The 21,187-nt window shown below is 66.6% G+C and carries 22 protein-coding genes, 1 other RNA gene and 1 riboswitch; of the genes, 14 read left to right on the top strand and 9 right to left on the bottom strand.

What is annotated here, in order from left to right; genetic code table 11:
* Window positions 1–40: 40 nt before the first annotated feature.
* Complete coding sequence (locus tag L0U84_RS03635) at window positions 41–1,888, bottom strand: autotransporter assembly complex protein TamA (protein WP_233847809.1); 1,848 nt, start codon at window positions 1,886–1,888, stop codon at window positions 41–43.
* Between the two features lie 268 nt (window positions 1,889–2,156).
* Here L0U84_RS03635 and L0U84_RS03630 point away from each other — a divergent pair, with 268 nt between their 5' ends.
* The 4 genes from L0U84_RS03630 (at window position 2,157) to panD (ending at window position 4,835) form a co-directional block, all read left to right on the top strand.
* Window positions 2,157–2,342 carry a DUF3460 family protein gene (locus L0U84_RS03630; protein ID WP_233851925.1) on the top strand — a complete coding sequence of 62 codons (186 nt, stop codon included), beginning with the start codon at window positions 2,157–2,159 and terminating at the stop codon, window positions 2,340–2,342.
* 20 nt (window positions 2,343–2,362) lie between these two features.
* Window positions 2,363–3,274, top strand: coding sequence for a segregation and condensation protein A (locus L0U84_RS03625; RefSeq protein ID WP_233847808.1), 912 nt, complete (start codon window positions 2,363–2,365; stop codon window positions 3,272–3,274).
* A 280-nt stretch (window positions 3,275–3,554) separates the two neighbouring features.
* Window positions 3,555–4,388 (top strand): pantoate--beta-alanine ligase, encoded by an 834-nt coding sequence (gene panC, locus L0U84_RS03620; protein ID WP_233847806.1) that lies wholly within the window; start codon window positions 3,555–3,557, stop codon window positions 4,386–4,388.
* A gap of 60 nt (window positions 4,389–4,448) precedes the next feature.
* Complete coding sequence (gene panD / locus L0U84_RS03615; protein ID WP_008924033.1) at window positions 4,449–4,835, top strand: aspartate 1-decarboxylase; 387 nt, start codon at window positions 4,449–4,451, stop codon at window positions 4,833–4,835.
* A gap of 45 nt (window positions 4,836–4,880) precedes the next feature.
* On the opposite strand, the gene L0U84_RS03610 is transcribed toward panD, so the two are convergent.
* The gene (locus tag L0U84_RS03610) at window positions 4,881–5,519 is read right to left on the bottom strand and encodes a ParA family protein (RefSeq protein ID WP_233847805.1); all 639 of its coding nucleotides are present in this window, start codon (window positions 5,517–5,519) and stop codon (window positions 4,881–4,883) included.
* Between the two features lie 241 nt (window positions 5,520–5,760).
* Between L0U84_RS03610 and L0U84_RS03605 the strand changes: the two genes are divergently transcribed.
* Entirely contained in the window at window positions 5,761–6,180 is a 420-nt protein-coding gene (locus L0U84_RS03605; RefSeq protein ID WP_233847803.1) for a PaaI family thioesterase, read from the top strand.
* Between the two features lie 57 nt (window positions 6,181–6,237).
* Here L0U84_RS03605 and L0U84_RS03600 read toward each other — a convergent pair whose 3' ends face one another.
* Complete coding sequence (locus L0U84_RS03600; RefSeq protein ID WP_233851924.1) at window positions 6,238–7,719, bottom strand: cobyric acid synthase; 1,482 nt, start codon at window positions 7,717–7,719, stop codon at window positions 6,238–6,240.
* A 163-nt stretch (window positions 7,720–7,882) separates the two neighbouring features.
* Here L0U84_RS03600 and cobU point away from each other — a divergent pair, with 163 nt between their 5' ends.
* The 4 genes from cobU to L0U84_RS03580 all read left to right on the top strand — a co-directional run bounded on the left by cobU (window position 7,883) and on the right by L0U84_RS03580 (window position 11,589).
* A complete protein-coding gene (cobU, locus tag L0U84_RS03595; RefSeq protein WP_233847801.1) occupies window positions 7,883–8,437 on the top strand; it encodes a bifunctional adenosylcobinamide kinase/adenosylcobinamide-phosphate guanylyltransferase in 555 nt (184 codons plus the stop codon).
* The gene (gene cbiB / locus L0U84_RS03590) at window positions 8,437–9,378 is read left to right on the top strand and encodes an adenosylcobinamide-phosphate synthase CbiB (protein WP_233847800.1); all 942 of its coding nucleotides are present in this window, start codon (window positions 8,437–8,439) and stop codon (window positions 9,376–9,378) included. Before cobU ends, cbiB begins: the two co-directional genes overlap by 1 nt.
* Window positions 9,379–9,411: 33 nt before the next feature.
* Window positions 9,412–10,488 carry a threonine-phosphate decarboxylase CobD gene (gene cobD, locus L0U84_RS03585; protein ID WP_233847797.1) on the top strand — a complete coding sequence of 359 codons (1,077 nt, stop codon included), beginning with the start codon at window positions 9,412–9,414 and terminating at the stop codon, window positions 10,486–10,488.
* Between the two features lie 141 nt (window positions 10,489–10,629).
* Complete coding sequence (locus L0U84_RS03580) at window positions 10,630–11,589, top strand: cobalamin-binding protein (RefSeq protein WP_233847794.1); 960 nt, start codon at window positions 10,630–10,632, stop codon at window positions 11,587–11,589.
* Window positions 11,590–11,643: 54 nt separating this feature from the next.
* Here L0U84_RS03580 and cobC read toward each other — a convergent pair whose 3' ends face one another.
* The 6 genes from cobC to L0U84_RS03550 form a co-directional block, all read right to left on the bottom strand.
* Window positions 11,644–12,234 (bottom strand): alpha-ribazole phosphatase, encoded by a 591-nt coding sequence (gene cobC, locus L0U84_RS03575; RefSeq protein ID WP_233847793.1) that lies wholly within the window; start codon window positions 12,232–12,234, stop codon window positions 11,644–11,646.
* Window positions 12,219–12,995 (bottom strand): adenosylcobinamide-GDP ribazoletransferase, encoded by a 777-nt coding sequence (locus L0U84_RS03570; RefSeq protein ID WP_233847792.1) that lies wholly within the window; start codon window positions 12,993–12,995, stop codon window positions 12,219–12,221. Before L0U84_RS03570 ends, cobC begins: the two co-directional genes overlap by 16 nt.
* A gap of 73 nt (window positions 12,996–13,068) precedes the next feature.
* Window positions 13,069–14,130, bottom strand: a complete 1,062-nt coding sequence (gene cobT / locus L0U84_RS03565) for a nicotinate-nucleotide--dimethylbenzimidazole phosphoribosyltransferase (protein WP_233847791.1) — start codon at window positions 14,128–14,130, stop codon at window positions 13,069–13,071.
* A 73-nt stretch (window positions 14,131–14,203) separates the two neighbouring features.
* A complete protein-coding gene (locus tag L0U84_RS03560) occupies window positions 14,204–15,025 on the bottom strand; it encodes an ABC transporter ATP-binding protein (RefSeq protein ID WP_442793969.1) in 822 nt (273 codons plus the stop codon).
* A 29-nt stretch (window positions 15,026–15,054) separates the two neighbouring features.
* Window positions 15,055–16,119 (bottom strand): FecCD family ABC transporter permease, encoded by a 1,065-nt coding sequence (locus L0U84_RS03555; protein ID WP_233851923.1) that lies wholly within the window; start codon window positions 16,117–16,119, stop codon window positions 15,055–15,057.
* Window positions 16,120–16,158: 39 nt separating this feature from the next.
* Window positions 16,159–18,096, bottom strand: coding sequence for a TonB-dependent receptor domain-containing protein (locus tag L0U84_RS03550; RefSeq protein WP_233847788.1), 1,938 nt, complete (start codon window positions 18,094–18,096; stop codon window positions 16,159–16,161).
* 90 nt (window positions 18,097–18,186) lie between these two features.
* Window positions 18,187–18,450: riboswitch (cobalamin riboswitch) on the bottom strand.
* A gap of 220 nt (window positions 18,451–18,670) precedes the next feature.
* On the opposite strand from L0U84_RS03550, the gene L0U84_RS03545 reads away from it, so the two are divergent.
* The 5 genes from L0U84_RS03545 to L0U84_RS03525 all read left to right on the top strand — a co-directional run bounded on the left by L0U84_RS03545 (window position 18,671) and on the right by L0U84_RS03525 (window position 21,182).
* Complete coding sequence (locus tag L0U84_RS03545; protein WP_129958786.1) at window positions 18,671–19,030, top strand: ATPase; 360 nt, start codon at window positions 18,671–18,673, stop codon at window positions 19,028–19,030.
* Window positions 19,027–19,341, top strand: coding sequence for a cell division protein ZapA (locus L0U84_RS03540; RefSeq protein WP_233847787.1), 315 nt, complete (start codon window positions 19,027–19,029; stop codon window positions 19,339–19,341). The genes L0U84_RS03545 and L0U84_RS03540 overlap by 4 nt, the downstream gene beginning before the upstream one ends.
* Before the next feature lie 78 nt (window positions 19,342–19,419).
* Window positions 19,420–19,601: non-coding RNA, 6S RNA (gene ssrS / locus L0U84_RS03535), on the top strand.
* Window positions 19,602–19,742: 141 nt separating this feature from the next.
* Window positions 19,743–20,201 carry an EVE domain-containing protein gene (locus L0U84_RS03530; RefSeq protein WP_233847786.1) on the top strand — a complete coding sequence of 153 codons (459 nt, stop codon included), beginning with the start codon at window positions 19,743–19,745 and terminating at the stop codon, window positions 20,199–20,201.
* A 255-nt stretch (window positions 20,202–20,456) separates the two neighbouring features.
* Complete coding sequence (locus L0U84_RS03525; protein WP_233847785.1) at window positions 20,457–21,182, top strand: SIMPL domain-containing protein; 726 nt, start codon at window positions 20,457–20,459, stop codon at window positions 21,180–21,182.
* The last annotated feature ends 5 nt before the right edge of the window (window positions 21,183–21,187 follow it).

The raw sequence follows: 21,187 nt of genomic DNA, 5'->3' as shown, positions 1-21,187 counted from the left end.
AATAAGGTGCCAAATAAGGTAGCGGGTTATCTTCATCACGTCAGAACGCGATGCCGAGCGTGATATACGGCCGCACGCTGTTATTGCGAATGCCGTAAGCGAGATCGAGATTGACCGGGCCGACCGGGCTGCGCCAGCGCGCGCCGACGCCGACGCCCGGATAGAAGATTTTTTCGCCCCAGGTATCGGTCGCGGTGCCGATGTCGAAGAACGTGGCCGCGCCCCAGTTGTGCGAGAACCAGTGCTGGTATTCGATCGAGCTAGTCACCAGGTATTTGGTCGGCAGGATCGAGCCGGCGACGTCGTTACCGATGCTCTGGAAGCCGTAGCCGCGCACCGAGTTCGAGCCGCCCGCGCGGAACAGCAGCGATGCCGGAATGCCGCTCGAGCTGCCGCTCGTGAAGACGCCGCCGAGCTCCGCGCGGATCAGCAGGATGTCGTCGACGCCGATCGGGAAATACTGCTGGCCGCGCGCGTAGCCGCGAATGAACGACTGGTCGGCGAGCACCCCTTTGACCGCGAAGCCTGCCTCGACGTGGACCAGGTTGCCGCTGCGCGGGAACAACGGGTCGTCGGTGTCGCGCCGCGTCCATGACCAGCCCGGCACCAGCGCGTGCGCGCGGCTCGGCGGCGCCGCGTTCTGGTCGAGCTGGTCGTTGTAGAACAGCAGCGAGTAGCTGTAGTCGAGAAACTGCGAGGTGCGCGAGCGCTGTATGCCGCCGCGAATGCTGTAGATGCGCGTGTCGGAGACGTCGGTGGTGGTGTACGACGCGAGCACGCTGTTGGTCCACCCGCGCGGGCCCGGCGGCATCGACAGCTGGACCTGGCCGTATTGCTGCGTCTGGTCCGCGCGGCCCTCGATGGTGAACGGCCACGCCGCGCCGAACGTGTTCAGATAGGTGTAGCCGCCCTGCACGAGCGGGCCGTTGTCGGTCGAATAGCCGACGCCGCCGCGAAAGCTGTGATACGGAAACTCCGACACCTTAACGTGCACCGGCGTGTTGAGCGGCTTGGTCGGGTCGTTGTCGAGGTCGATCGCGACGCTCGCGAAGTACGGCGTGTTCTGCAGTTGCCGCTGCAGTTCCGCGACGGTGCGCGTGTCGTAGATGTCGCCCGGCGAGATCGGATTGACGTTATGCACGATGCGTTCCGGATAGCGCTGCGTGCCCTGCACGTCGAGTTTGCCCATCGTGAAGGTCGGCCCGCTGTCGTAGACCACCGACAGCTTCGCCGTGTGCGTGCGCGGATCGATCAATGCCTCGGAGTGGTAGATCTTCGCGCCGAGGTAGCGGCGCGATTGCAGCTCGCGCAGCGAGGCGTTCTTCGCGTCGTCCCAGTCGCCCTGCGAGAACGGCTGGCCTTCGTGCAGCGAGAACGCGAAGCGCGTCGCGTTCTCGCGCGACGGGTCTTCGGTCAGCACCGCGCCGCGAAACGACAGATCGACCGACGTGACCTTGGTCTGCGCGCCCGGCTCGACGCGCACGGTGACCTGCCGCACGTTGTCGACGGTGCGCACGTCGGTGCTGACGAGCGGCGAGAAATAACCCTGCGTCGCGGCGAGATCGCGCACCTGCTGCGGCGTCGCGGTGATCAGGAACGAGAACTGGTCGTCGGTGACGTCGGTTCGCTTCGCGAAACGTGAGATATCGAGGTGCTGCTCGAGCAACCGGCGCAGCGCGCGCGGCTCGGCGACCACCTCGACCTTGTAGCTCGGTGCCTTGCTGGCCGCGTGAGCCTCACCCACGGCGAGCAGCAACATCAGGAGGCCGAAGGCGAGCGACACCCGTAGCCAGCGCCGCGCGAGCGCCTCGCGCTCACGCGCGCGCCCGCGCGCCTGGCCGGTCTCGCCGCGCCACGCACGCGGCTTGTCGATCGCACCTCCCGCCAAACAGGACCTCCGGCCTCAATGAGTGAATTCTCGGGCCCCGGCCGCGTTGCGCGATCGAGGCATGCTATTTGACCACAACGCGACCCTGATCGGCCCCTCTCATGCCCTCGACGAAGCCCCGCGCCGCATCTCAAAAATGGGCGCCGCGCGGCGATTTTCGACCGCGCGCGACGCATGCGGTAAAATCGCGGACGACGGCGCCGTCCTCGCGGCACCGCGCAGCGGCCAGCCCGAGAGCCGCCACCTTACCCACCACGGACGTCGAGCCATGTATCAATCGGACATCACCCAGTTCCTGAACCAGCTCAAGCAACAGAAGCCCAATCTGGAGGCCGAGCAACGCAAAGGCCGCGCACTGCTGTGGGACAAACAGCCGATCGATCTGGAAGAGCGCTCCGAGCAGAAAGCTTCGCGGGTGCAACAGACGCCTTACTCGTACTACCAGAACTTCTAAGCGCCCAAGTCACGCCGACGATGAGTCACGCCGACGAGGTACACGGTCCGATCCACGGTCCGCTTCACGGCCCGGTCCACGGCCCGGCGCCGGCACCGTCCGACACTGCGCTCTCCACGCCCGCCACCGATTCGACGCCCGACACGGTCGACGGCGTCGCTTTCGCGCGTCTGTACGGCGAGCCGCTGTTCAAGCTGCCGAACGACCTGTACATCCCACCGGACGCGCTCGAGGTGTTCCTCGAGACTTTCGAGGGGCCGCTCGACCTGCTGCTGTACCTGATCCGCAAGCAGAACTTCAACGTGCTCGACATTCCGATGGCGGATGTCACCGAGCAATATCTCGGCTACGTCGAGCAGCTGCGCAAGACCAATCTCGAACTCGCGTCCGAGTATCTGCTGATGGCCGCGATGCTGATCGAAATCAAGTCGCGCATGCTGCTGCCGGTCAAGAAAGCCGACACCGGCGAGGAAGCCGAAGACCCGCGCGCCGAACTGGTGCGCCGCCTGCTCGAATACGAGCAGATGAAGCTCGCCGCGCAACGCATCGACCAGTTGCCGCAGCTCGGGCGCGATTTCCTGCGTGCCGAGGTCTACATCGAGCAGAGCGTCACGCCGCGTTTCCCGGACGTCAACAGCGACGACCTGCGCGCCGCGTGGGCCGACGTGATCAAGCGCGCGAAGCTGGTCCAGCATCACAAGATTTCGCGCGAGGAGCTGTCGGTACGCGAGCACATGAGCCTGATCCTGCGGCAGTTGCAGAACGCGCGATTCATCGAGTTTTCCGATCTGTTCGACACGAGCCGCGGCGTGCCGGTCGTGGTCGTGAACTTCATTGCCGTGCTCGAGCTGTGCCGTGAATCGCTAGTCGAAATCACCCAGGCGGAACCGTTCGCGCCGATTTACGTGCGGCTCGCGTATCTGCCGGCTTGAGGGCCGGACCACCGCCATCCGACGGCGGTACCACGGCCGGACCGTGGGAAAATCGCTACAAACTGCCTCAACGAAGCCTGGCGGGCGTCAGCGGGAAGTCCGTGGCAAGCGCGCGGCGCGCCGCTCCAAAGTGCCGCCTCGTTTCGGTGCGTCCGCTGCCCAAATCCACTACAATCCGCGCTCCGAACCCGTCATTTGCCGGTGAGGCAAAGGCCCGCGCGATTCCGCAGGTCTTGCGCCAACCGGATCGCGCGCCGCGCGAGCCTATCCCTGTCCGATCATGAAAGTCATCAGCTCGATCCATGAATTGCGCGACCAGTTGCGCGGCCAGAATCGCACGGCCTTTGTGCCGACGATGGGCAACCTGCACGAGGGCCATCTGTCGCTGATGCGCCTCGCGCGCCAGCACGGCGACCCGGTGGTGGCGAGCATCTTCGTCAACCGTCTGCAGTTCGGTCCGAACGAGGATTTCGACAAATATCCGCGCACGCTCGAAGCCGACATCGAAAAGCTGCAGAAGGAAGGCGTCTACGTGCTGTTCGCGCCGACCGAAAGGGACATGTATCCGGAGCCGCAGGAGTATCGCGTGCATCCGCCGCACGATCTCGGCGACATCCTCGAGGGCGAATTCCGCCCCGGCTTCTTCCACGGCGTCTGTACCGTAGTCATGAAGCTGATGTCGTGCGTGCAGCCGCGCGTCGCGGTGTTCGGCAAGAAGGATTATCAGCAGCTGATGATCGTGCGCCAGATGTGCCACCAGTTCGCGCTGCCGACCGACATCGTCGCCGCCGAAACCGTGCGCGACACCGACGGCCTCGCGCTGAGCTCGCGCAACCGCTTTCTGTCGGCCGCCGAGCGCGCCGAGGCGCCGATGCTGGCCGCCGAACTCAATCGGGTGCGCGACGCCGTGCTCGCCGGCGAGCGCGACTTCGCGAAGCTCGAAGAGGCGGCCAAAGCGACGCTGGCGACGCGCGGCTGGAATCCCGATTACATCGCGGTCCGCAAGCGCTCGAACCTGATCGCGCCGGGCGCGCAGGACGCCGACGCACCGCTCGTCGTGCTGGCCGCCGCGAAGCTCGGCGCGACCCGGCTCATCGACAACCTCGAAATCTGACGCCGCAACCGCCCGCGCGAACACAGTTACACTGCGCAGTCACACAGGATTGGATTGATCATGCAACGCAATATGCTGAAGTCGAAGATTCACCGCGTCGCGGTCACGCACTGCGAGCTCCACTACGAGGGCTCGTGCGCGATCGACGAAGACCTGCTCGAGGCGGCGAACATCGTCGAAAACGAGCGGATCGACATCTGGAACATCAACAACGGCGAGCGCTTCTCGACCTATGCGATCAAGGGCGAGCGCGGCAGCGGCATGATTTCGCTGAACGGCTCGGCCGCGCGTCGCGCGCAGCTCGGCGATCTGGTCATCATCGCGGCGTTCGCGGTGGTCGACGAGGCGGAGCTGAAGGCGGGCTGGAAGCCGGACCTCGTGTTCGTCGACGAAAACAACAAGATCAAGGGTAGCCGCGACCACGTGCCCACCCAAGCCTGGAACTGAGCGACGCCCGGCTCGACGCTTGACTGATGGCGGGCAGCCCCCGCCTCAGCCCTTCTTTCCCGTGCCGTTCGTCCACTCGACGATCGGCTGCCACTGCTCCAGATCCTTCTCCACGCGGCTTTTCGCGACGTCCCACAGCGTCAGGCCGTGCGCCGCGAGCTGCACGTAGTTCTGCGTGTCGCGCAGAAAACCGAGCACCGGCAGCTTCAATCCCTCGACGAAGCGATGCAGCTGCTCGGCCGAGCGGGTGCGCGCATCGACGCGCATGCCGACCACGCCGACCTCGATCGCGCCCTTCCTGACTGCCTTTTCCTTCGCGAGCCGCTCGAGAAATTCCTGGGTCGCGAGAATATCGAACAGCGACGGCTGCAGCGGCACGATCACCTTGTCGGCGAGATCCAGCGCGATGTTCAGGCGATTGCCGTGCAGGCCGGCCGGCGTATCGACGACCGCGTGCTCGAGGCCCTTCGGCGGCTTGGCCGGGGTGTCGGGATTGACTTCCCAGGTCTCGATGGCCGGCAGCGTGTCGGGCCGCAACTCGAGCCACGCGTGCGCGGAGTGCTGCTTGTCGAGGTCGGCCAACGCGACCCATTCGCCCGCCGCGGCGAAATAGCCGGCCAGATTGGTCGATAGCGTGCTCTTGCCCACGCCGCCCTTCGGATTCGCCACCACGATCACCGACATGAAATCTCCCGGAAAGAAGGCTGGACGTTGCCAGCCGGTTTGCCGCGCCATTGCTTCGTTCCCGCCGATCCACTGTGACCGGCGCCGGCGGGCTCCACAATCGCTGCCGTTCGAGTTCGGTTTCCAGGTACGCCCGCCGGTTCAGCCGTTGATAATATCGGCAAATCAGCGCGGCCGAAGCCTCCGCATCGCGAATCGGCCGCTCCAACCCGCCGTTTTTTTCGACAAGGACCTGAATCTCATGAGCAAACTGCGCCCGGAATACACCGTCGAACGCCTGCAGGAGCGCCAGAAGGGCAAGCTGCCGGACCTGCTGGGCCTGCGCGTGCTGAGCGTCGACGAGGGCACGCTGGTGGCCGAATTGACCGTGCGCGAGGAGCTGCTCGCGCCGAACGGCTTCCTGCACGCGGCCACCGTGATCGGCCTCGCCGACACCGCCTGCGGCTACGCGTGCATCGCGCATCTGCCCGAGAATTCGCGCAACTTCACGACCATCGAGCTGAAGAGCAACTTCCTCGGCACCGCGACGCAGGGCACGATCCGCGCGGTCGCGAAGGGTGTGCACCTTGGGCGCAGCACGCAGGTCTGGGACGCGACGGTCACCGGTCCGGATGGCAAGACCATCGCACTGTTTCGTTGCACGCAGATGGTGCTGTACTGAGCACACCGTCCGCGCAGCAGCTGTGTTCAAGCCGGTGAAAAAAACCGGCGCAAAGCGTCACCCCAGCGCGGCGAACAGCCTGCGCATATCGACGTGCCGGGCGAGCGTATCGGCCAGCCGCTCCAGCGACGCCTCGCGCAACGCCGGATAGTCGAGCGCTTCGGCATCGCTCAAACCCGCCCACGCGAGTAGCGCCGCGCACGCGGCCGGTGTGTCGAACATCCCGTGTACGTAGGTCGCGAGAATCTGGCCATCGGCGGACAACGCGCCATCGGGACGGCCAGAGTCCGCATCACCCTGATGCGAGCCAGCACGCTCGAGTCGCAGCGCCGGCGTGTCCAATGCGGGCCCGCGCGTCTCGCCCATATGAATCTCGTAGCCGGCCACGCCCGGCGCGCCGGGCAGCGCCAGGCGCCCGGTCACGTTCTTCAGCGTCTTGTCGCGCGTGAGCACCGTCGCGAAGTCGAGCCAGCCGAAGCCCGCGAAGGTGCCGGGCGCGCCCTCGACGCCATGCGGGTCGGCGATCTCGCGGCCCAGCATCTGCATGCCGCCGCAAATGCCGATCACCCGGCCGCCATAGCGCAGATGCCGCGCGAGCACGTCGTCCCAGCCCTGCGCGCGCAGAAACGCGAGGTCGTCCGGCACGTTCTTCGAGCCCGGCAGGATGATCAGATCGGCGGCCGGCGGCGGCGTGCCGGCGCGCACATAGTGAAAATCGACCTGCGGATGCGCGCGCAACGCGTCGAAGTCGGTGTGATTGCTGATGTGCGGCAGCACCGGCACGACCACCCGCAGCAGACGGCGCGAAGCACCGCTCGCCGCCGCGCGCAGCTCGGGCGGCAGCATGTCCTCGGCGTCGAGCGTCAGGCCATGCAGATACGGCACGACACCGAGCACCGGCTTGCCGGTCTTCGCTTCGAGCCAGTCGAGTCCGGGCTTCAGCAGACCGATGTCGCCCCGAAAGCGGTTGATGATGAAACCACGCACGCGCGCCTGCTCGCTCTCTGACAGACACGCGAGCGTGCCGGTCAGATGCGCGAACACGCCACCGCGATCGATGTCGGCAACCAGCACGACCGGGCAATCGACCGCCTCCGCGAAACCCATGTTGGCGATGTCGCGCTCGCGCAGATTGATCTCGGCCGGACTGCCCGCGCCTTCGACGAAAATCGTGTCATACGAAGCGCGCAGCCGCGCATACGACTCCAGCACGGCCTCGAACGCCACCGGCTTGTAGTCGTGATACGCGCGCGCGTCGAGATTCATGCGCGCCTTGCCGTGAATGATCACCTGCGCGCCGCGATCGCTGGTCGGCTTCAGCAGCACCGGGTTCAGATCGGTGTGCGCGTCGATGCCCGCGGCGAGCGCCTGCAATGCCTGCGCGCGGCCGATCTCGCCACCGTCGACCGTCACCGCGCTGTTCAGCGCCATGTTCTGCGGCTTGAACGGCGCGACCCGCGCGCCCGCGCGCCGCGCGAGCCGGCACAGTCCCGCGACCAGCGTGCTCTTGCCCGCGTCGGACGTGGTGCCCTGGATCATCAGCGTGCCGCGCGGCACGGTCGGGGCGTCGGGGGGAGCGGGCGTTCGGGTCACGGGCAGGCAGGTGGAAGGTGGACAGTGGCGTTGCAATGCCGCGCGCGGCGAGCTGCGCCATGCGCTGCAATCGAGCGGCATTATCCCATCGCGCCGGTACAATCACACGATGACTCCCCGCGACCTCACCTTCGTCCTCGGCGGCGCCCGCTCGGGCAAGAGCGCGCATGCCGAGCGGCTCGCCAGCGACAGCGCCCTGCCCGTCACCTACATCGCGACCGCCCGCATCACCGACGACGCCGAATTCAGCGCACGCATCGCACATCATCGCGAGCGGCGGCCCGCGCATTGGGGGCTCGTCGAAGCGGGCGACGACCTCGCGGGCGCGCTCGCGCAACACGATGCGCCGGGCCAGTGTCTGCTGATCGACTGCCTGACGCTGTGGCTCGCGAACCTGCTGTGCCCCGCTGACGGCACCGCGCCGCCGCTGTCGCACTACTACGAGCACGCCGCCGCGTTCGAAGCGGCGCTCGCGGGCGCGCGCGGCAAGATCATCGTCGTCAGCAACGAGATCGGCCTCGGCGTGGTGCCGCTCGGCGAAGCCACGCGCCTTTACGTCGACGAACTCGGGCGCCTCAATCAGCGCATCGCCGCGTTGAGCAGCGCGGCCACGCTGATGGTCGCGGGACTGCCGCTCGCGCTGAAAAGCGCGAGCCGCGCGTAATGCCCCCGCTCACGATGCCACTGATCGCGACGCTCGCGGTCGCGGGCGTCGCCGTCGATCGCTGGTTCGGCGAACCGAGCCGCCGGCATCCGCTCGTCGGCTTCGGCAAGCTGGCAACGCGCCTCGAGGCGCGCTTCAATCACGACCGGCGTCTGCGGCTCAAGGGCCTCGCCGCGTGGGCGCTCGCGGTGCTGCCACCGGTGCTGATCGCGTGGTGGCTCGTCGCCGTGCTGCCGTTGTTCGCGGCCTGCGCGCTGCATGTCGCATTGCTGTGGTTCGCGCTCGGCGCGCGCAGCCTGCGCGATCACATCGCGCCGATCGGGCACGCGCTTGGGCAACATGATCTCCCCGCGGCACGCGAATTGACCGCACGGATCGTGTCGCGCGACACCGAGCAGTCCGACGAAGCCGCGCTCGCGCGCGCCGCGGTCGAATCGGCGCTCGAAAACGGCAACGACGCGATCTTCGGCGCGCTGTTCTGGTTCGCGCTCGCAGGCGGCCCGGGCGCGCTCGGCTTTCGCCTCGCCAACACGCTCGACGCGATGTGGGGTTATCGCACGCCGCGCTATCTGCGCTTCGGCTGGGCCGCCGCGCGCATCGACGACGTACTGAACTGGATTCCCGCCCGGCTGACCGCCACGAGCTACGCGCTGCTCGGCGACACGCTGGCCGCCTGGCGCTGCTGGCGCGAGCAGGCGCCGCGCTGGGACAGCCCCAATGCGGGCCCGGTGATGGCGTCCGGCGCCGGCAGCCTGAACGTGCTGATCGGCGGCCCGGCCGTGTATCACGGCACGCTCGAACATCGGCCGACGCTCGGCTTCGGGCATCCCGCCGAGGCGCGTCACGTGGGCGCCGCGTTGATGCTGGTCGAACGCACGGTGATTCTCTGGCTGGCCGTGCTGATCGTGCTGGCCTTGTTGAGCGTGCCGTTTCATGGTTGAGCGCGACCACGCGCGTAGGGATGGGATGAGCGCATGACCGACCGGACACCACCGCGCGAGCGCGCCGCAGGCGGCCCGATCGCACACGGCGGCAACCTGCACGAAGCCGCGACGCGCTACGGCATTCCGTACGCGCAGTGGCTCGATCTGTCGACGGGTATCAATCCGCACGGCTATCCGGTGCCGTCGCTGCCCGCCGACGCGTGGCGCCGTTTGCCCGACGAAGGCGACGGCTTCGCCGAGCGTGCCGCACGCTATTACGGCGCGCCCGATGCCGCGCACGTGCTGCCGGTCGCCGGCAGCCAGGCGGCGATTCGCGCGCTGCCGGCGTTGCTGCCGCCCGCGACGGTCGGCATCGCGCCGCTGACCTACGGCGAGTACGCGCCCGCGTTCGCGCGTGCCGGACACGAGGTCGTGCCGCTCGACGCGCATCGCGACACGTTGCCCGCCCCGCTCATGCACGTCGCGATCGTCAACCCCGACAATCCGACCGCCACGCATATCGATGCTGCCAGGCTGCTGCACTGGCACGCGCAGCTGCGCGAACGCGGCGGCACGCTGCTGGTCGACGAAGCGTTCGCCGATACGCTGCCGGCCGCGCGCGCCGCGTCGCTGGCGGCGCATACGCATCTGGACGGGCTCGTCGTGTTGCGCTCGCCCGGCAAGTTCTTCGGGCTCGCCGGTGTGCGCGCCGGCTTCGCGCTGGGCGCGCCCGCATTGCTCGCCGCGTTGCGTGACAGCTTGGGCGCGTGGGCCGTCAGCGGCCCCGCGCGTCATGCGGTGAGCGCCGCGTTCGCCGATGCCGCGTGGCAAACGAGGATGCGTGAGCGGCTGATCGACGAAAGCGCGCGGCTTGCCGGGCTGTTGCTTGCGCACGGTTTCGCGACGCGCGGCACGCCGCTTTTCGCCTGGACCGACGATGCGCGCGCCGCCGCACTGCATGAAGCGCTCGCGCGGCGCGGCGTGTGGACGCGACTCTTTCCGCCATCACTTCGGGTGCCATCTGCCAGCGTGCGCTTCGGGCTGCCGGGCGACGAAGCCGAATGGATCCGCTTCGAACAACAGTTGCAACAGGCGGTCCGCTCGCTCGATGCTGCACCGACCCGATAGCGCGACCAGCCGGCCGCGCGCAAGTGAAGCGACTTTGCGGCGCGTTCACGCAATCCGCCTCGGGAGCGTTCTTCACGCCCTCTGCGTCTATTCGTGCCGCGCGCGCACCGCTCTGAACGCTTCACGAACCACCCTCGCCCGATGACCCGCACCGCTCGCTTCATCACCCTTGCCGCGCACGCGCGCCGCCCGATCCGCTGGTTCGGCACCGCATCGCTCGCGCTGAGCGCCTTGTGCGCACTGAGCGCGCACGCAGCGATCACCGTCACCGACGACAGCGGCGCGACCGTGACGCTCGCCGCGCCCGCACAGCGCGTGATCAGCCTCGCCCCGCACGTGACCGAATTGCTGTACGCGGCGGGCGGCGGCCCGAAGATGGTCGGCGCGGTGTCGTACAGCGACTATCCGCCCGCAGCGAAGCAGCTCCCGCGCGTGGGCGACAACAAGTCGCTCGACCTCGAACGCATCGTCGCGCTGAAGCCGGACCTCATCGTCGTGTGGCGGCATGGCAATGCGCAGCGTCAGCTCGAGCGCTTGCGCGAGTTGCACGTGCCGCTCTTTTTCAGCGAGCCGCGCCGTCTCGACGATATCGCCGTGTCGCTGACGAAGCTCGGCCGGCTGCTCGGCACCTCGGCGAGCGCGGACGCGGCGGCGGCCGCCTATCGCGACGACATCGCCCGTCTGCGCGCGCGCTATGCGAACCGCCCGGCCGTCAGCGTGTTTTATCAGGTATGGGACCGGCCGCTGATGACGCTCAACGGCGAGCACATGATCAGCGACGTAATCACGCTATGCGGCGGCCGCAACGTATTCGCGGATCTGCAGCCGCTGGTGCCGACCGTGTCGACCGAAGCGGTGCTGGCGGCGAATCCGCAGGCGATCGTCACCGCCGCGCCCGGCGCGACGCGGCCCGACACGACGCTGCCGCAACTCGACACATGGCGCGCGTGGCCGGGTCTCGCGGCGGTCGCGAACCACAACCTGTTCGCGATCGACGGCGATCTGATCAACCGCCCCGCCCCGCGCATCGCACAAGGCGCGCGGCAACTGTGCGACGACCTCGAACTGGCGCGCTCACGCACCAAACAGGCCGCGCCATGACTCGCCGCGTGCCGCGCCGAAAAAAACGATCAGTTCTCCAGATGACCACGCGGGTCACGCATTCCATCGCACCAGCGACCAATGCAGCGTTTCGTCGTCACGCCGTAACCAGACGATCCCCGTCATGTCGAGCGACCACTGCAGACAGCGCGCGAACGGCACCTCCAGCACCCACGACGCGATCGCGCGCATCACGCCCGCGTGCGTGACCACGTAGGCGGGCGATAGCTCGCGTGTCAGCGCGAACGCATCGAACCACGCTCGCACGCGCGCGACGAATTGCGCGACGCTCTCGCCGCCATGCGCGCGCGAATGTTCGAAATTGGCGGCCCAGTCGTCGAGCAGCGCGCGATCGATCGTGTCCCAGCGCTGCGCTTCCCAGTCGCCGAAATCCATTTCCTTCAGACGCTCGTCGTGGCTGACCACACAGCCGAAGTCGTTCGCGATCTCGGCCGCGAGCGCGGCGCAGCGCGTGAGCGGGCTCGTGATCAGCACGCGCGGCGCCGGCACCTGCAAGTTCGCGAGCTTCAACGCCAACGCACTGGACGTAACCTCGGCGTTTTCCGCCAACGCGACGTCGCTATGGCCGTAACAGATACCCGCATCGAGCGCGACAGCGGGATGGCGAATCAGGACGATATCCATGCAAGCCCCACCAGATAGATGCTCAATTCGAAGATCTGCTGCGCGAAGCCGAGGCAGTCGCCGGTATAGCCGCCGATGCGTCTGACGAAATAACGGCCCATCGCGAAGCGCAGCGCGGATAGCACGACACACGTAAGCGCGGCAAAACGCCAGTCGGGCGCACCAGGGCCGTTCGGCCACAGCAGCCACGGCAGCCCGAACAGCGCCGCGCACAACAGCGCCGGCCCGCTCAGACGCTGCGCGACCGGCTTGGCCTTGCCCGCGGCGCGCATGTAGTCGAGCGTGGCCAGATAACTGATCGCGCACGCGCGGCTCGCGCCATGCGCCGCAATCATCAGGCTTGCGGCGCGCAGCGGCGGCAACGCCGCGAGCGTTTGCCACTTGATCGTCAAAGCAATCACGAGCGCGATGGCACCGAAAGCACCGATGCGCGAGTCCTGCATGATGCGCAACGCATCATCGCGCGAATAGGCGCCACCGAACGCATCGACACAATCGGCCAGACCGTCCTCGTGGAACGCGCCCGTCACCAGCAGCGACGCGGCCATCGACAGCAGCACCGCGACGCCCGCCGGAAACACGCGCAGCGCAGCCAGATAGACGAGCGCGCTGAAGCCACCGACCAACGCGCCGACGAGCGGAAAATAGCGCGCCGCGGCGTTCAGATAATGCGGCTCGAAGCCGACCCAGCGCGGCACCGGCACGCGCGTGAAGTAACCGAGCGCCGTGAAGAAATAGCGCAATTCCGCGAGCGGGTTCATGGGCGTGTCGAGTGCGTGTTCACGGCGATACGGGCCGAGCTTCGCGTGATCGAGAAGCGTGTGCTCACGCGCCTCACGGTTCGCGATCCGCAACGCCCGCCGAATCGAAGCTGGCCATCTCGTTGACGAAAGCCACCGCCGCGCGCAGCAGCGGCACCGCGAGCGCGGCGCCCGTGCCCTCGCCGAGCCGCATGTCGAGCGACAGCAGCGGCTGCGCGCCGAAATGATCGAGCATGCGCCGATGCCCGGCCTCGTTCGACGCATGCGCGAACACGCAGTACTCGCGCACGTTGGGCGACAGCGCATCGGCAACCAGCAGCGCGGAGGTCGCGATGAAGCCATCGACGAGGATCGTCATACGAGCCTCGGCGGCCGCCAGATACGCGCCCGCCATCATCGCGATCTCGAAGCCGCCGAACGTCGCGAGCACGTCGAGCGGTTCGAGTGCGTCGGCATGAAGTGCGAGCGCGGACGCGAGCACGTTGCGTTTCTTCGCGAGTCCGGCGTTGTCGAGACCGGTGCCGCGGCCGACGCAATCGTCGATCGGCACGCCGCACAGGCGGCTCATCAGACACGCGGCCGCCGACGTGTTGGCGATGCCCATCTCGCCGAAACCGATCACATTGGTGCCGAGCGCCGCGTGATGACGCACGCGCGCGGCACCCGCCTGCATCGCGGCGAGTGCTTCGGCGTGGGTCATCGCGGCTTCGTGCGCGAAGTTGCGCGTGCCGGGTCCGACCGGGATGTCGATGAGCCCGTCGGTCGATGGCAACGGCGTCGCGATGCCCGCGTTGACCACTTCGAGTTCGAGCCCAGCGACGCGACTGAGCGCATTGATCGCCGCGCCGCCCGCGATGAAGTTCGCGACCATCTGGGCGGTCACCGCTTGCGGATACGGGCTCACGCCTTCGGCGGCGATACCGTGATCGCCCGCGAACACGATCATCGCGGGACGCTGCACGCTGGGACGCGTACTGCGCTGGATCAGGCCCATCTGGCGCGCGAGCGTTTCGAGCCGGCCGAGGCTGCCGGGCGGTTTGGTGCGCGTATCGATGATCCGTTGCAGCTCGGCGCGTAGCGTCTGATCGAGCGGCGCGACTTCGGGCAAACCGACCGGGAATGGGGTGCGAGTCATAGGTGTGATCGAAACAGGGAATGGGAGTAAATCATCGGGGTAAATGATCGGGGTAAATGAGCGGGGTAAATGGTCAGCCTGACTGTCCGTCATGACCCGCAGGCGAATCGTGACGCGCGCGCGGCGCGGGAATCAGCGCCTCGTGCTCGCCGTCGCGGATCAGAATCAGCGGATAGCCGAACGCGCGGCTCGTCAACGCGGGCGTCAGCACGTCGCGCACCGGCCCCGCATGCGCGCCGCCCGCGCCGTCGAGCAGCAGCGCGTGCGTCGCGAAGCGGCGCGCGAGGTTCAGGTCGTGGCACGAAAACAGCACACTGCGCGGTATGTTGCATCGCGGCTCGCGCGTCCACTCGACCAGCGCTTCGAGACAGTCGATCTGATGATGCAGGTCGAGATGCGACAACGGTTCGTCCAGCAGCAACAGCGGCGCGTCCTGGCACAGCACCGCCGCAAGCGCGACGCGCTGGCGCTCGCCGCCCGATAGCGACAGCACGTCGCGCGCGGCGAAGTCCGCGAGTCCGAGCCATTCGAGCGCCGCCTGCGCGGCCGCGCGATCTTCATCGCGCTCCCAGCCCCAGCCGCCCAGATGCGGGAAGCGGTTCAGCAGCACGATGTCGCGCACGCTTGCGTTGAACGCATCGGCCGCGCTTTGCGGCATCAGCGCGCGGCGCCGTGCGAGCGGCAGCGGCTGCCAGTCGGCCATGCGCACGCCATCGAGTTCGACATGGCCCGCCGCCGGATGCAACAGGCCCGCCAGCGTCGACAGCAAGGTCGTCTTGCCCGCGCCGTTCGGCCCGGCGATACACCAGATTTCGCCCGCCTGGAAGGTGTGCGTGAACGCGTCGAGCAAGGTGCGCGCGCCGGCGCGCAACGTCAGGCGTTGTGTGCTCAGCATGGCAGAGGTGGGGTTGGGTTGGACTCGCATCATCGCCGGCGTTTGAGCAGCATCCACAGGAACACCGGCACGCCGACCAGCGACGTGATCACGCCGACCGGCAATTGCGCGGGCGCGATCACGGTACGGGCAATCAGATCCGCGCCCATCACCGCGACACCGCCGCCGAGCGCGGCCGCCGGCAACAGCATGCGCTGGTCGTTGCCGAACGCGAGCCGCAGCATGTGCGGCACGACGAGACCGACGAAGCCGATCGTGCCCGCCGTCGTCACCGCAGCGGCCGCCGCCAGCGACGCAACCAGGTACACGCGCAAGCGCAGCGGCATCACCGCGACGCCCAACGCCTGCGCGGCCGCGTCGCCGCGCAGCAGCACGTTCAGACGCGGCGCGGCCGGCACGATCGCGAGCAATGCGAGCGCAAGCGCGATCAGCGCGGTCCACGGCAGCGCGCCGCCGTTGAGGTCGCCGGTGAGCCAGAACAGCATGCCGCGCAGACGGCTATCGGGTGCGAGATTGAGCAGCAGCGTGATCAGCGCGCCCCACCCGGCCGCGATCACCGCGCCGGTCAGCAGCAAACGCGGCGACGTGTCCTGCGGCTCGCCGCGCCACAGTTCGCGACGCGCGAGGCCGAGCACCAGCAGGATCGATACGAACGCACCCGCGAACGCGCTCGCATCGACGATCCACCATGCACCGCCCGCGATCATCGCGACCAGCGCGAAGGTGGCCGCCCCGCCCGACACGCCGAGCACGTACGGCTCGGCCAGCGGATTGCGCAGCAGCACCTGCAGCAGCGCGCCGGCCAGCGCGAGCAACGCGCCGCACGCGAAGCCCGCGAGCGCGCGCGGCAATCGCAACGTGCGCACGATTTCGCCGGCGAGATCGTCGCTACCCGTGCCGCCGAAAGCGTGGGTCGGCACGAGCGCCGCAAGCACGCGCGACGGCGCAAGCGGCACGCTGCCGAGCACCAGCGACGCGCCGAGCAACGCGACGGCCGCGAGCGCGAGTCCGAGCCAGATCGCGGCCGCGCGTTTCGCATTCATCGGACGCGGCGTCTGCATCATGGCGGACAGCGAACCGGACGCGCGACTCATCCGCGTGCGCTCACGCATGCGGCCAATCCGCCGCGCGCGTCATTGCTGCTGCCAGCCGAGCGTGAGATACGCACCGCGTCGCGGCGAGTTATACGAGTAGGCCGTTTCATAGTCCTTGTCGAACAGATTGTCGATTTGCGCGCTGACGTACCATGCCTTCGTGATGTTGTAGCGCGCCGACAGATTCACGATGCCATAACCGCCGAGGTTGCCGGTGCTGTCGGTGCGCGGTCCGACGACGAGCCACTCGCCGCCGACGCGCCATCCACCGATGCTGCGATTCGCCACGAACGACCCGAACCGTCGCGCGCGCCGCACGAGGTCGGTACCGTTGTCGAGATCGACCGGGTTCTGCAGCGTCAGCGTCGCGCGCACGTCGGTCTTGCCGACATGACCGCTCCACGATCCTTCGAGTCCCTGCACCTTCGCATGGCCGACGTTCTCCGCGAGGTAGATGCCGGGGATCGTCTGCACGTAGTCGATCAGATTCGTATAGCGCGTCTGGAACGCGTTCAGACGCATCACGCCGAGCGCATCGGTCGCGTACTGCAAGCCGGCTTCGACCGAGTGACTGCGCTCGGGCTGGATCGACGGATTGCCGCTGATCGGATAGTACAGATCGTCGAAGCTCGGCGCGCGAAACGCATCCGAATAGCTTGCGGTTACCTTCCAGCGCGACGTGATGTCGAAACCGTAGCCGAGATAGTAACTGTTCGCTCCGCCGAAATCGGAGTACTGGTCGCGTCGCACGTTGACCTGAATCTGGTTGCGGCCGAAGCGCGCGCTGTAGCCCGCGAAGACCGAATCGACGTGACGCTCGGGCGCGGCGAACGTATCGGAGTCGAGCGTCTGGTCGAGATGCTCGTAGCCGACTTGCAGCTTCTGGTTCGCAGCGAGCGCGAAATCGTTCTGCCACGTGTACTGGCGATTGTCGGTATCGAAGCGGCCGTTGTAGATGCCATTGGTGTTCGACACGCTGCGGTCGTCGCCCTCGGCGAGCGTGAAGTGCGTGGTCCACCAATCGGTCAGCTTGCCGTTCGCGAACACCGACACCTGCCGCACCTTGCTATAGAGGTTGTTCAGATCGGTCGGCTCGCCGTACGCATTGTCGTAGCTGTTGTTGTTGTTCGACTGGAAGTAGCTGACGCCCGCGTCCCACCTGTCGGTGAACTTGTGACGCAGCGACGCGCTGATGCTCTCGTTCAGATTGCCGTTCGCGTTCGGATTCGCGGCCGGCGCCTCGAGCGGATTGAGCGACGAGAAGCCGTCGTCCTTCGTGCGCGCGAGCGAGATGTTGAAGGTCGTGCGGCCGTCCTGATCGAGCGCGCCGTTCACACCGGCCGTTTGCGTCTGCGTGTGATAGCTGCCATAGCCGAGCGAAAAGTTGAAACGCGGCGGATGATCGCCGCCGTCTTTCGTGAACACCTGCACGACGCCGCCGATCGCGCCCGAGCCATACAACGCAGACACGTTGCCGTTCACTACTTCGACGTGATCGACCTGATCGAGCGGTATCTGTGCGAGCTGAGCGGAGCCGAGACTCACCGAATCGACGCGCACGCCGTCGATCAGCAGCAGCGATTGCGTCGACGACGCGCCGCGCAGAAACAGACTGGTGGTCGAACCGGGGCCACCCGTGCGCGAGATTTGCACGCCGGGCGCGAGTAGCAGCAGGCCGGGCAGATCGGTCGCGGTCGTGTCCGCGATGTCCTGCTGATCGAACTGGGTAGTCTGCGGGATCGCATCGCGCAACGCTTGCGGTCCGCGTTGCGCGGTCACGACGATCGGCGACAGCACGTTGCCCGACGCATCGGCTGAGGAGGTATCGACGGCGTCGACAACGTTTGCGGCATTCGCCGTGCTTGCATTCGTAGCGGACGATGAAGATTCGGACGCAGGCTCGGCGCTTTGCGCATGCACGACGAGCGGCAGGCTCGCGAACGCGAGCAGCGTTGCGCGGGCGATGGGGGACAGCATGGGATGACATTCCTGTGGCTAGCGTGCGCGGCCTGCTTCCCCGCGGGCCGACGCGTCACGAGGCGTCCCCATGTTTAACGTTTTCGCGGGGGACGTCCCTCTTTTCTGGCCGGTATCCGGGCTACGACACATCGATCCCGCCTTCCCACGCGTGACGCGCAGTGGCACACTCGCACGTTGAACTTCCAACCTTGCGATCAGGACCGACCTGCATGAGCACTTCACATGCGGTCGCTTACCGTTGCGGGGGCAGCGCAGGTTCGCGCATCCGGTTTGGCACCGCGCGCGCCCTGCTTCCCGTTTAACTGCACGCGCCGAAATGCGCGTGCGGGCACCAGAGTGCGGGAAGTTTAGGAGCGGCCTCGCGGGGCGTCAAGAAAGGTCAATCGGAGCGCAATCCGTTCTGTTGAATGCAGGTTATTGTCCGATGGATTGCCGGTTTTTTATCTTATGGTCGACGACACGACACGCAACGAACGTGCACGAAGCGATGCTGTTACGTCTCGAAACGAGACAATTGTCGGAACCTGTAATATTCCGCGCTAAAATGCGATGTCTTTAGAGGACGCAGCACATGCTCACCGAACTCGAATCACTCTCCCAGAACATCGGCAAGCTGATTGCGATCAGCCAGCGCCACAACGAAGCGCGGCTCGCGCTCGAAGAGCAGCTCGCGCAAACGCGTGCCGAAGTACAAGCCACGCACGCGGAACTCGCGCAATTGCGCGAAGAGCGCGACGCACTGCAGGCGGAACGCGACGCGCTGTCCGCCAAGATCGACGACGCTCAGGTGCGCCTGAATGCGATTCTCGAAAAATTGCCGCGCGCACGCGCGAGCAGCGAACCGGATAACCAGCTCGATCTGCTCGGATCCGCCGAGCCCGAACACGAGGCGGCGGACAGCGACGTGAGCCGACACGGAGAAAGCGCATGACCACCAAGCAGATCGAAGTCTCGATTCTCGAAGTACCCTATCGTCTCGCCTGTTCGCCGGAAACCGAAGGCGCGCTGCTCGAGGCGGTCGCGCGCGTCGACGCGGAGATGAAGAAAATCCGCGGCGGCAGCAACGTGCGCGGTACGGATCGCATCGCGGTGATGGCTGCTCTGTCGCTGGCATCGGAACTGCTTAAGCTGCAAAGCAGCGTGCGACACGGAGAAGCATTTCCCGCTGAAGAAATACGGCGTACAATGCAGCAAATGAACGAACAGCTAGGTACTGTGATCGAGCAGTACAGCTTGCAGTAAGCAGTAGTGGGCTCAATAGCGGGCCGGTTTCGAACCGGTCAAGTGTTCAACGGTTTGAGTAGTAGCTTCATCGGTTTAGCTTCCCTGCCTGGTTCGCCAAGGTCATATATTCCTTGAACCAATGCCATGTGCACGGTTGCGGAAATTTGTAGCACGGGTGTGCGCGTCACTCTGTCTGATGTACCCGAAGTGTTGCTTACTGCGACCAATTCTGAACCCTCGGTTCAGGATGCCGGCCTAGCGGCTAAGGCGGGGACCTTATCTGGAACGGCGTCGGACTTCGGTTCGGCGCCGTTTTTCTTTGGTCGTCGTTTTTTCGTTTGAGCGCCTTTTTCAGGGGCTTTTTCGCACGCGCCGGCTGTTGCCGCGCCTCGTTCAATCTCACACGTTCACTCCGATTCATGCGCTACTGGCTGATGAAGTCCGAACCGGACGAAGCAAGCATCGACGACCTCGCCAACGCACCGCATCGCACCTTGCCGTGGACCGGCGTGCGCAACTATCAGGCGCGCAACTTCATGCGCGACGTGATGCAGGTCGGCGACGGCGTGCTCTTCTATCATTCGAGCTGTCCGGAGCCCGGCATCGCGGGCATTGCGGAGGTCTCGTCGAGCGCGTACCCGGACCCGACGCAGTTCGATAAAAAGAGTCCGTACTACGACGCGAAATCGACACAGGAAACGCCGCGCTGGTTGCTCGTCGACGTCGTGTTCAAGAAGAAAATCGCGCTGATTCCGCTTGCCGCGCTGCGCGAGCATGCCGAATTGCAGGACATGCGCGTGCTCGCCAAAGGCAACCGTCTGTCGATCACGCCGGTGACCGACGCCGAATGGCGCTTCATAACTAAACGGCTCGTTTAAAGGTGAATGCGCGACGCGGCATCTGATGTGATCGAGCCAAGGCATCATTTCCGATGCGGCGGCGAAGCACTAATTGGGGAACCAAGCCCCGGTAAAACACGCCTAATCGGTCGACGAAAGCGTGAGCTCGAACCGACCGCTCGACGGCAACCCGATCCATTCGCCAGCGCATCCGTCAACCCGCTCGCCACCATCGCGCCAGCACGCGGCGCTCGCGTCGAACGTGCACAACCTGTTCAAACAAGGATTTCAGTCATGACGACAAAAACCGCACGGGCCCTTGCACTCGCGCTCGCCTTTGGCGCGCCTGTGGCGCTCGCACTGAACCCGGCGCCCGCTCGCGCGCAGACCATGATGCCGCAGCCTTCGGGCGTGCTGTCGCTGAATGCGCAGGCGAGCGCGGAAGTCCCGCAGGACGAAGTCGAAATCACGCTGTTTTACGAGCAGGAAGCGAGCGAGCCGTCGGCGCTGACGTCGACGCTGAACGAACGCGCCGACGCGGCATTGCAGAAAGCGCGCGGCGTCGCCGGCGTGACCGCGCGCTCGGGCGCGTTCTCGATCTTCCCGTCGACCGACCGCGACGGACGCATCTCGACGTGGCGCGGCCGCACGGAAGTCGTGCTCGAATCGCGCGACTTCGCCGCGGCATCGAAGCTCGCCGGACAGATGGCATCGATCATGCAGGTTGGCAACGTGCGTTTCTCGCTGTCGCCGGAAGCGCAGCGCGCGGCCGAACAGAGGCTCAGCGGCGAGGCGATCAAATCGTTTCGCGAGCAGGCCGCATCGGCCTCGCAGGCATTCGGCTTTAGCGGCTATTCGATTCGCGAGGTCAACGTGAATCACAGCGGCGTGATGCCGCGTCCGATGATGATGATGAGCGCGCGCGCGATGGGCGCCGACGCGAAGAGCGCGCCGCTGCCGCTCGAAGGCGGCACGTCGACGGTGACGGTCAACGTATCGGGCTCGGTGCAGATGAAGTAACGCGC

The organism is Paraburkholderia sp. HD33-4 (genome assembly GCF_021390635.1).
Classification (GTDB): Bacteria; Pseudomonadota; Gammaproteobacteria; order Burkholderiales; family Burkholderiaceae; genus Paraburkholderia.
Note: the sequence above shows the minus strand (reverse complement) of the source record. Positions and strands in the feature narration are given on the sequence as shown.

Bases quoted from the DNA above. Each gene is read 5' to 3' on its own strand.
- L0U84_RS03545 (WP_129958786.1), top strand. From the start codon at position 18,671: ATGCTCACCGAACTCGAATCACTCTCCCAGAACATCGGCAAGCTGATT.
- L0U84_RS03530 (WP_233847786.1), top strand. From the start codon at position 19,743: ATGCGCTACTGGCTGATGAAGTCCGAACCGGACGAAGCAAGCATCGAC.
- cobD (WP_233847797.1), top strand. From the start codon at position 9,412: ATGACCGACCGGACACCACCGCGCGAGCGCGCCGCAGGCGGCCCGATC.
- L0U84_RS03555 (WP_233851923.1), bottom strand. From the start codon at position 16,119: ATGAGTCGCGCGTCCGGTTCGCTGTCCGCCATGATGCAGACGCCGCGT.
- L0U84_RS03560 (WP_442793969.1), bottom strand. From the start codon at position 15,025: ATGCTGAGCACACAACGCCTGACGTTGCGCGCCGGCGCGCGCACCTTG.
- L0U84_RS03610 (WP_233847805.1), bottom strand. From the start codon at position 5,519: ATGTCGGTGATCGTGGTGGCGAATCCGAAGGGCGGCGTGGGCAAGAGC.
- panD (WP_008924033.1), top strand. From the start codon at position 4,449: ATGCAACGCAATATGCTGAAGTCGAAGATTCACCGCGTCGCGGTCACG.
- L0U84_RS03570 (WP_233847792.1), bottom strand. From the start codon at position 12,995: ATGAACCCGCTCGCGGAATTGCGCTATTTCTTCACGGCGCTCGGTTAC.
- cbiB (WP_233847800.1), top strand. From the start codon at position 8,437: ATGCCCCCGCTCACGATGCCACTGATCGCGACGCTCGCGGTCGCGGGC.
- panC (WP_233847806.1), top strand. From the start codon at position 3,555: ATGAAAGTCATCAGCTCGATCCATGAATTGCGCGACCAGTTGCGCGGC.
- L0U84_RS03630 (WP_233851925.1), top strand. From the start codon at position 2,157: ATGTATCAATCGGACATCACCCAGTTCCTGAACCAGCTCAAGCAACAG.
- L0U84_RS03625 (WP_233847808.1), top strand. From the start codon at position 2,363: ATGAGTCACGCCGACGAGGTACACGGTCCGATCCACGGTCCGCTTCAC.
- cobT (WP_233847791.1), bottom strand. From the start codon at position 14,130: ATGACTCGCACCCCATTCCCGGTCGGTTTGCCCGAAGTCGCGCCGCTC.
- L0U84_RS03525 (WP_233847785.1), top strand. From the start codon at position 20,457: ATGACGACAAAAACCGCACGGGCCCTTGCACTCGCGCTCGCCTTTGGC.
- L0U84_RS03580 (WP_233847794.1), top strand. From the start codon at position 10,630: ATGACCCGCACCGCTCGCTTCATCACCCTTGCCGCGCACGCGCGCCGC.
- cobC (WP_233847793.1), bottom strand. From the start codon at position 12,234: ATGGATATCGTCCTGATTCGCCATCCCGCTGTCGCGCTCGATGCGGGT.
- L0U84_RS03540 (WP_233847787.1), top strand. From the start codon at position 19,027: ATGACCACCAAGCAGATCGAAGTCTCGATTCTCGAAGTACCCTATCGT.
- L0U84_RS03600 (WP_233851924.1), bottom strand. From the start codon at position 7,719: ATGATCCAGGGCACCACGTCCGACGCGGGCAAGAGCACGCTGGTCGCG.
- L0U84_RS03550 (WP_233847788.1), bottom strand. From the start codon at position 18,096: ATGCTGTCCCCCATCGCCCGCGCAACGCTGCTCGCGTTCGCGAGCCTG.
- L0U84_RS03605 (WP_233847803.1), top strand. From the start codon at position 5,761: ATGAGCAAACTGCGCCCGGAATACACCGTCGAACGCCTGCAGGAGCGC.
- cobU (WP_233847801.1), top strand. From the start codon at position 7,883: ATGACTCCCCGCGACCTCACCTTCGTCCTCGGCGGCGCCCGCTCGGGC.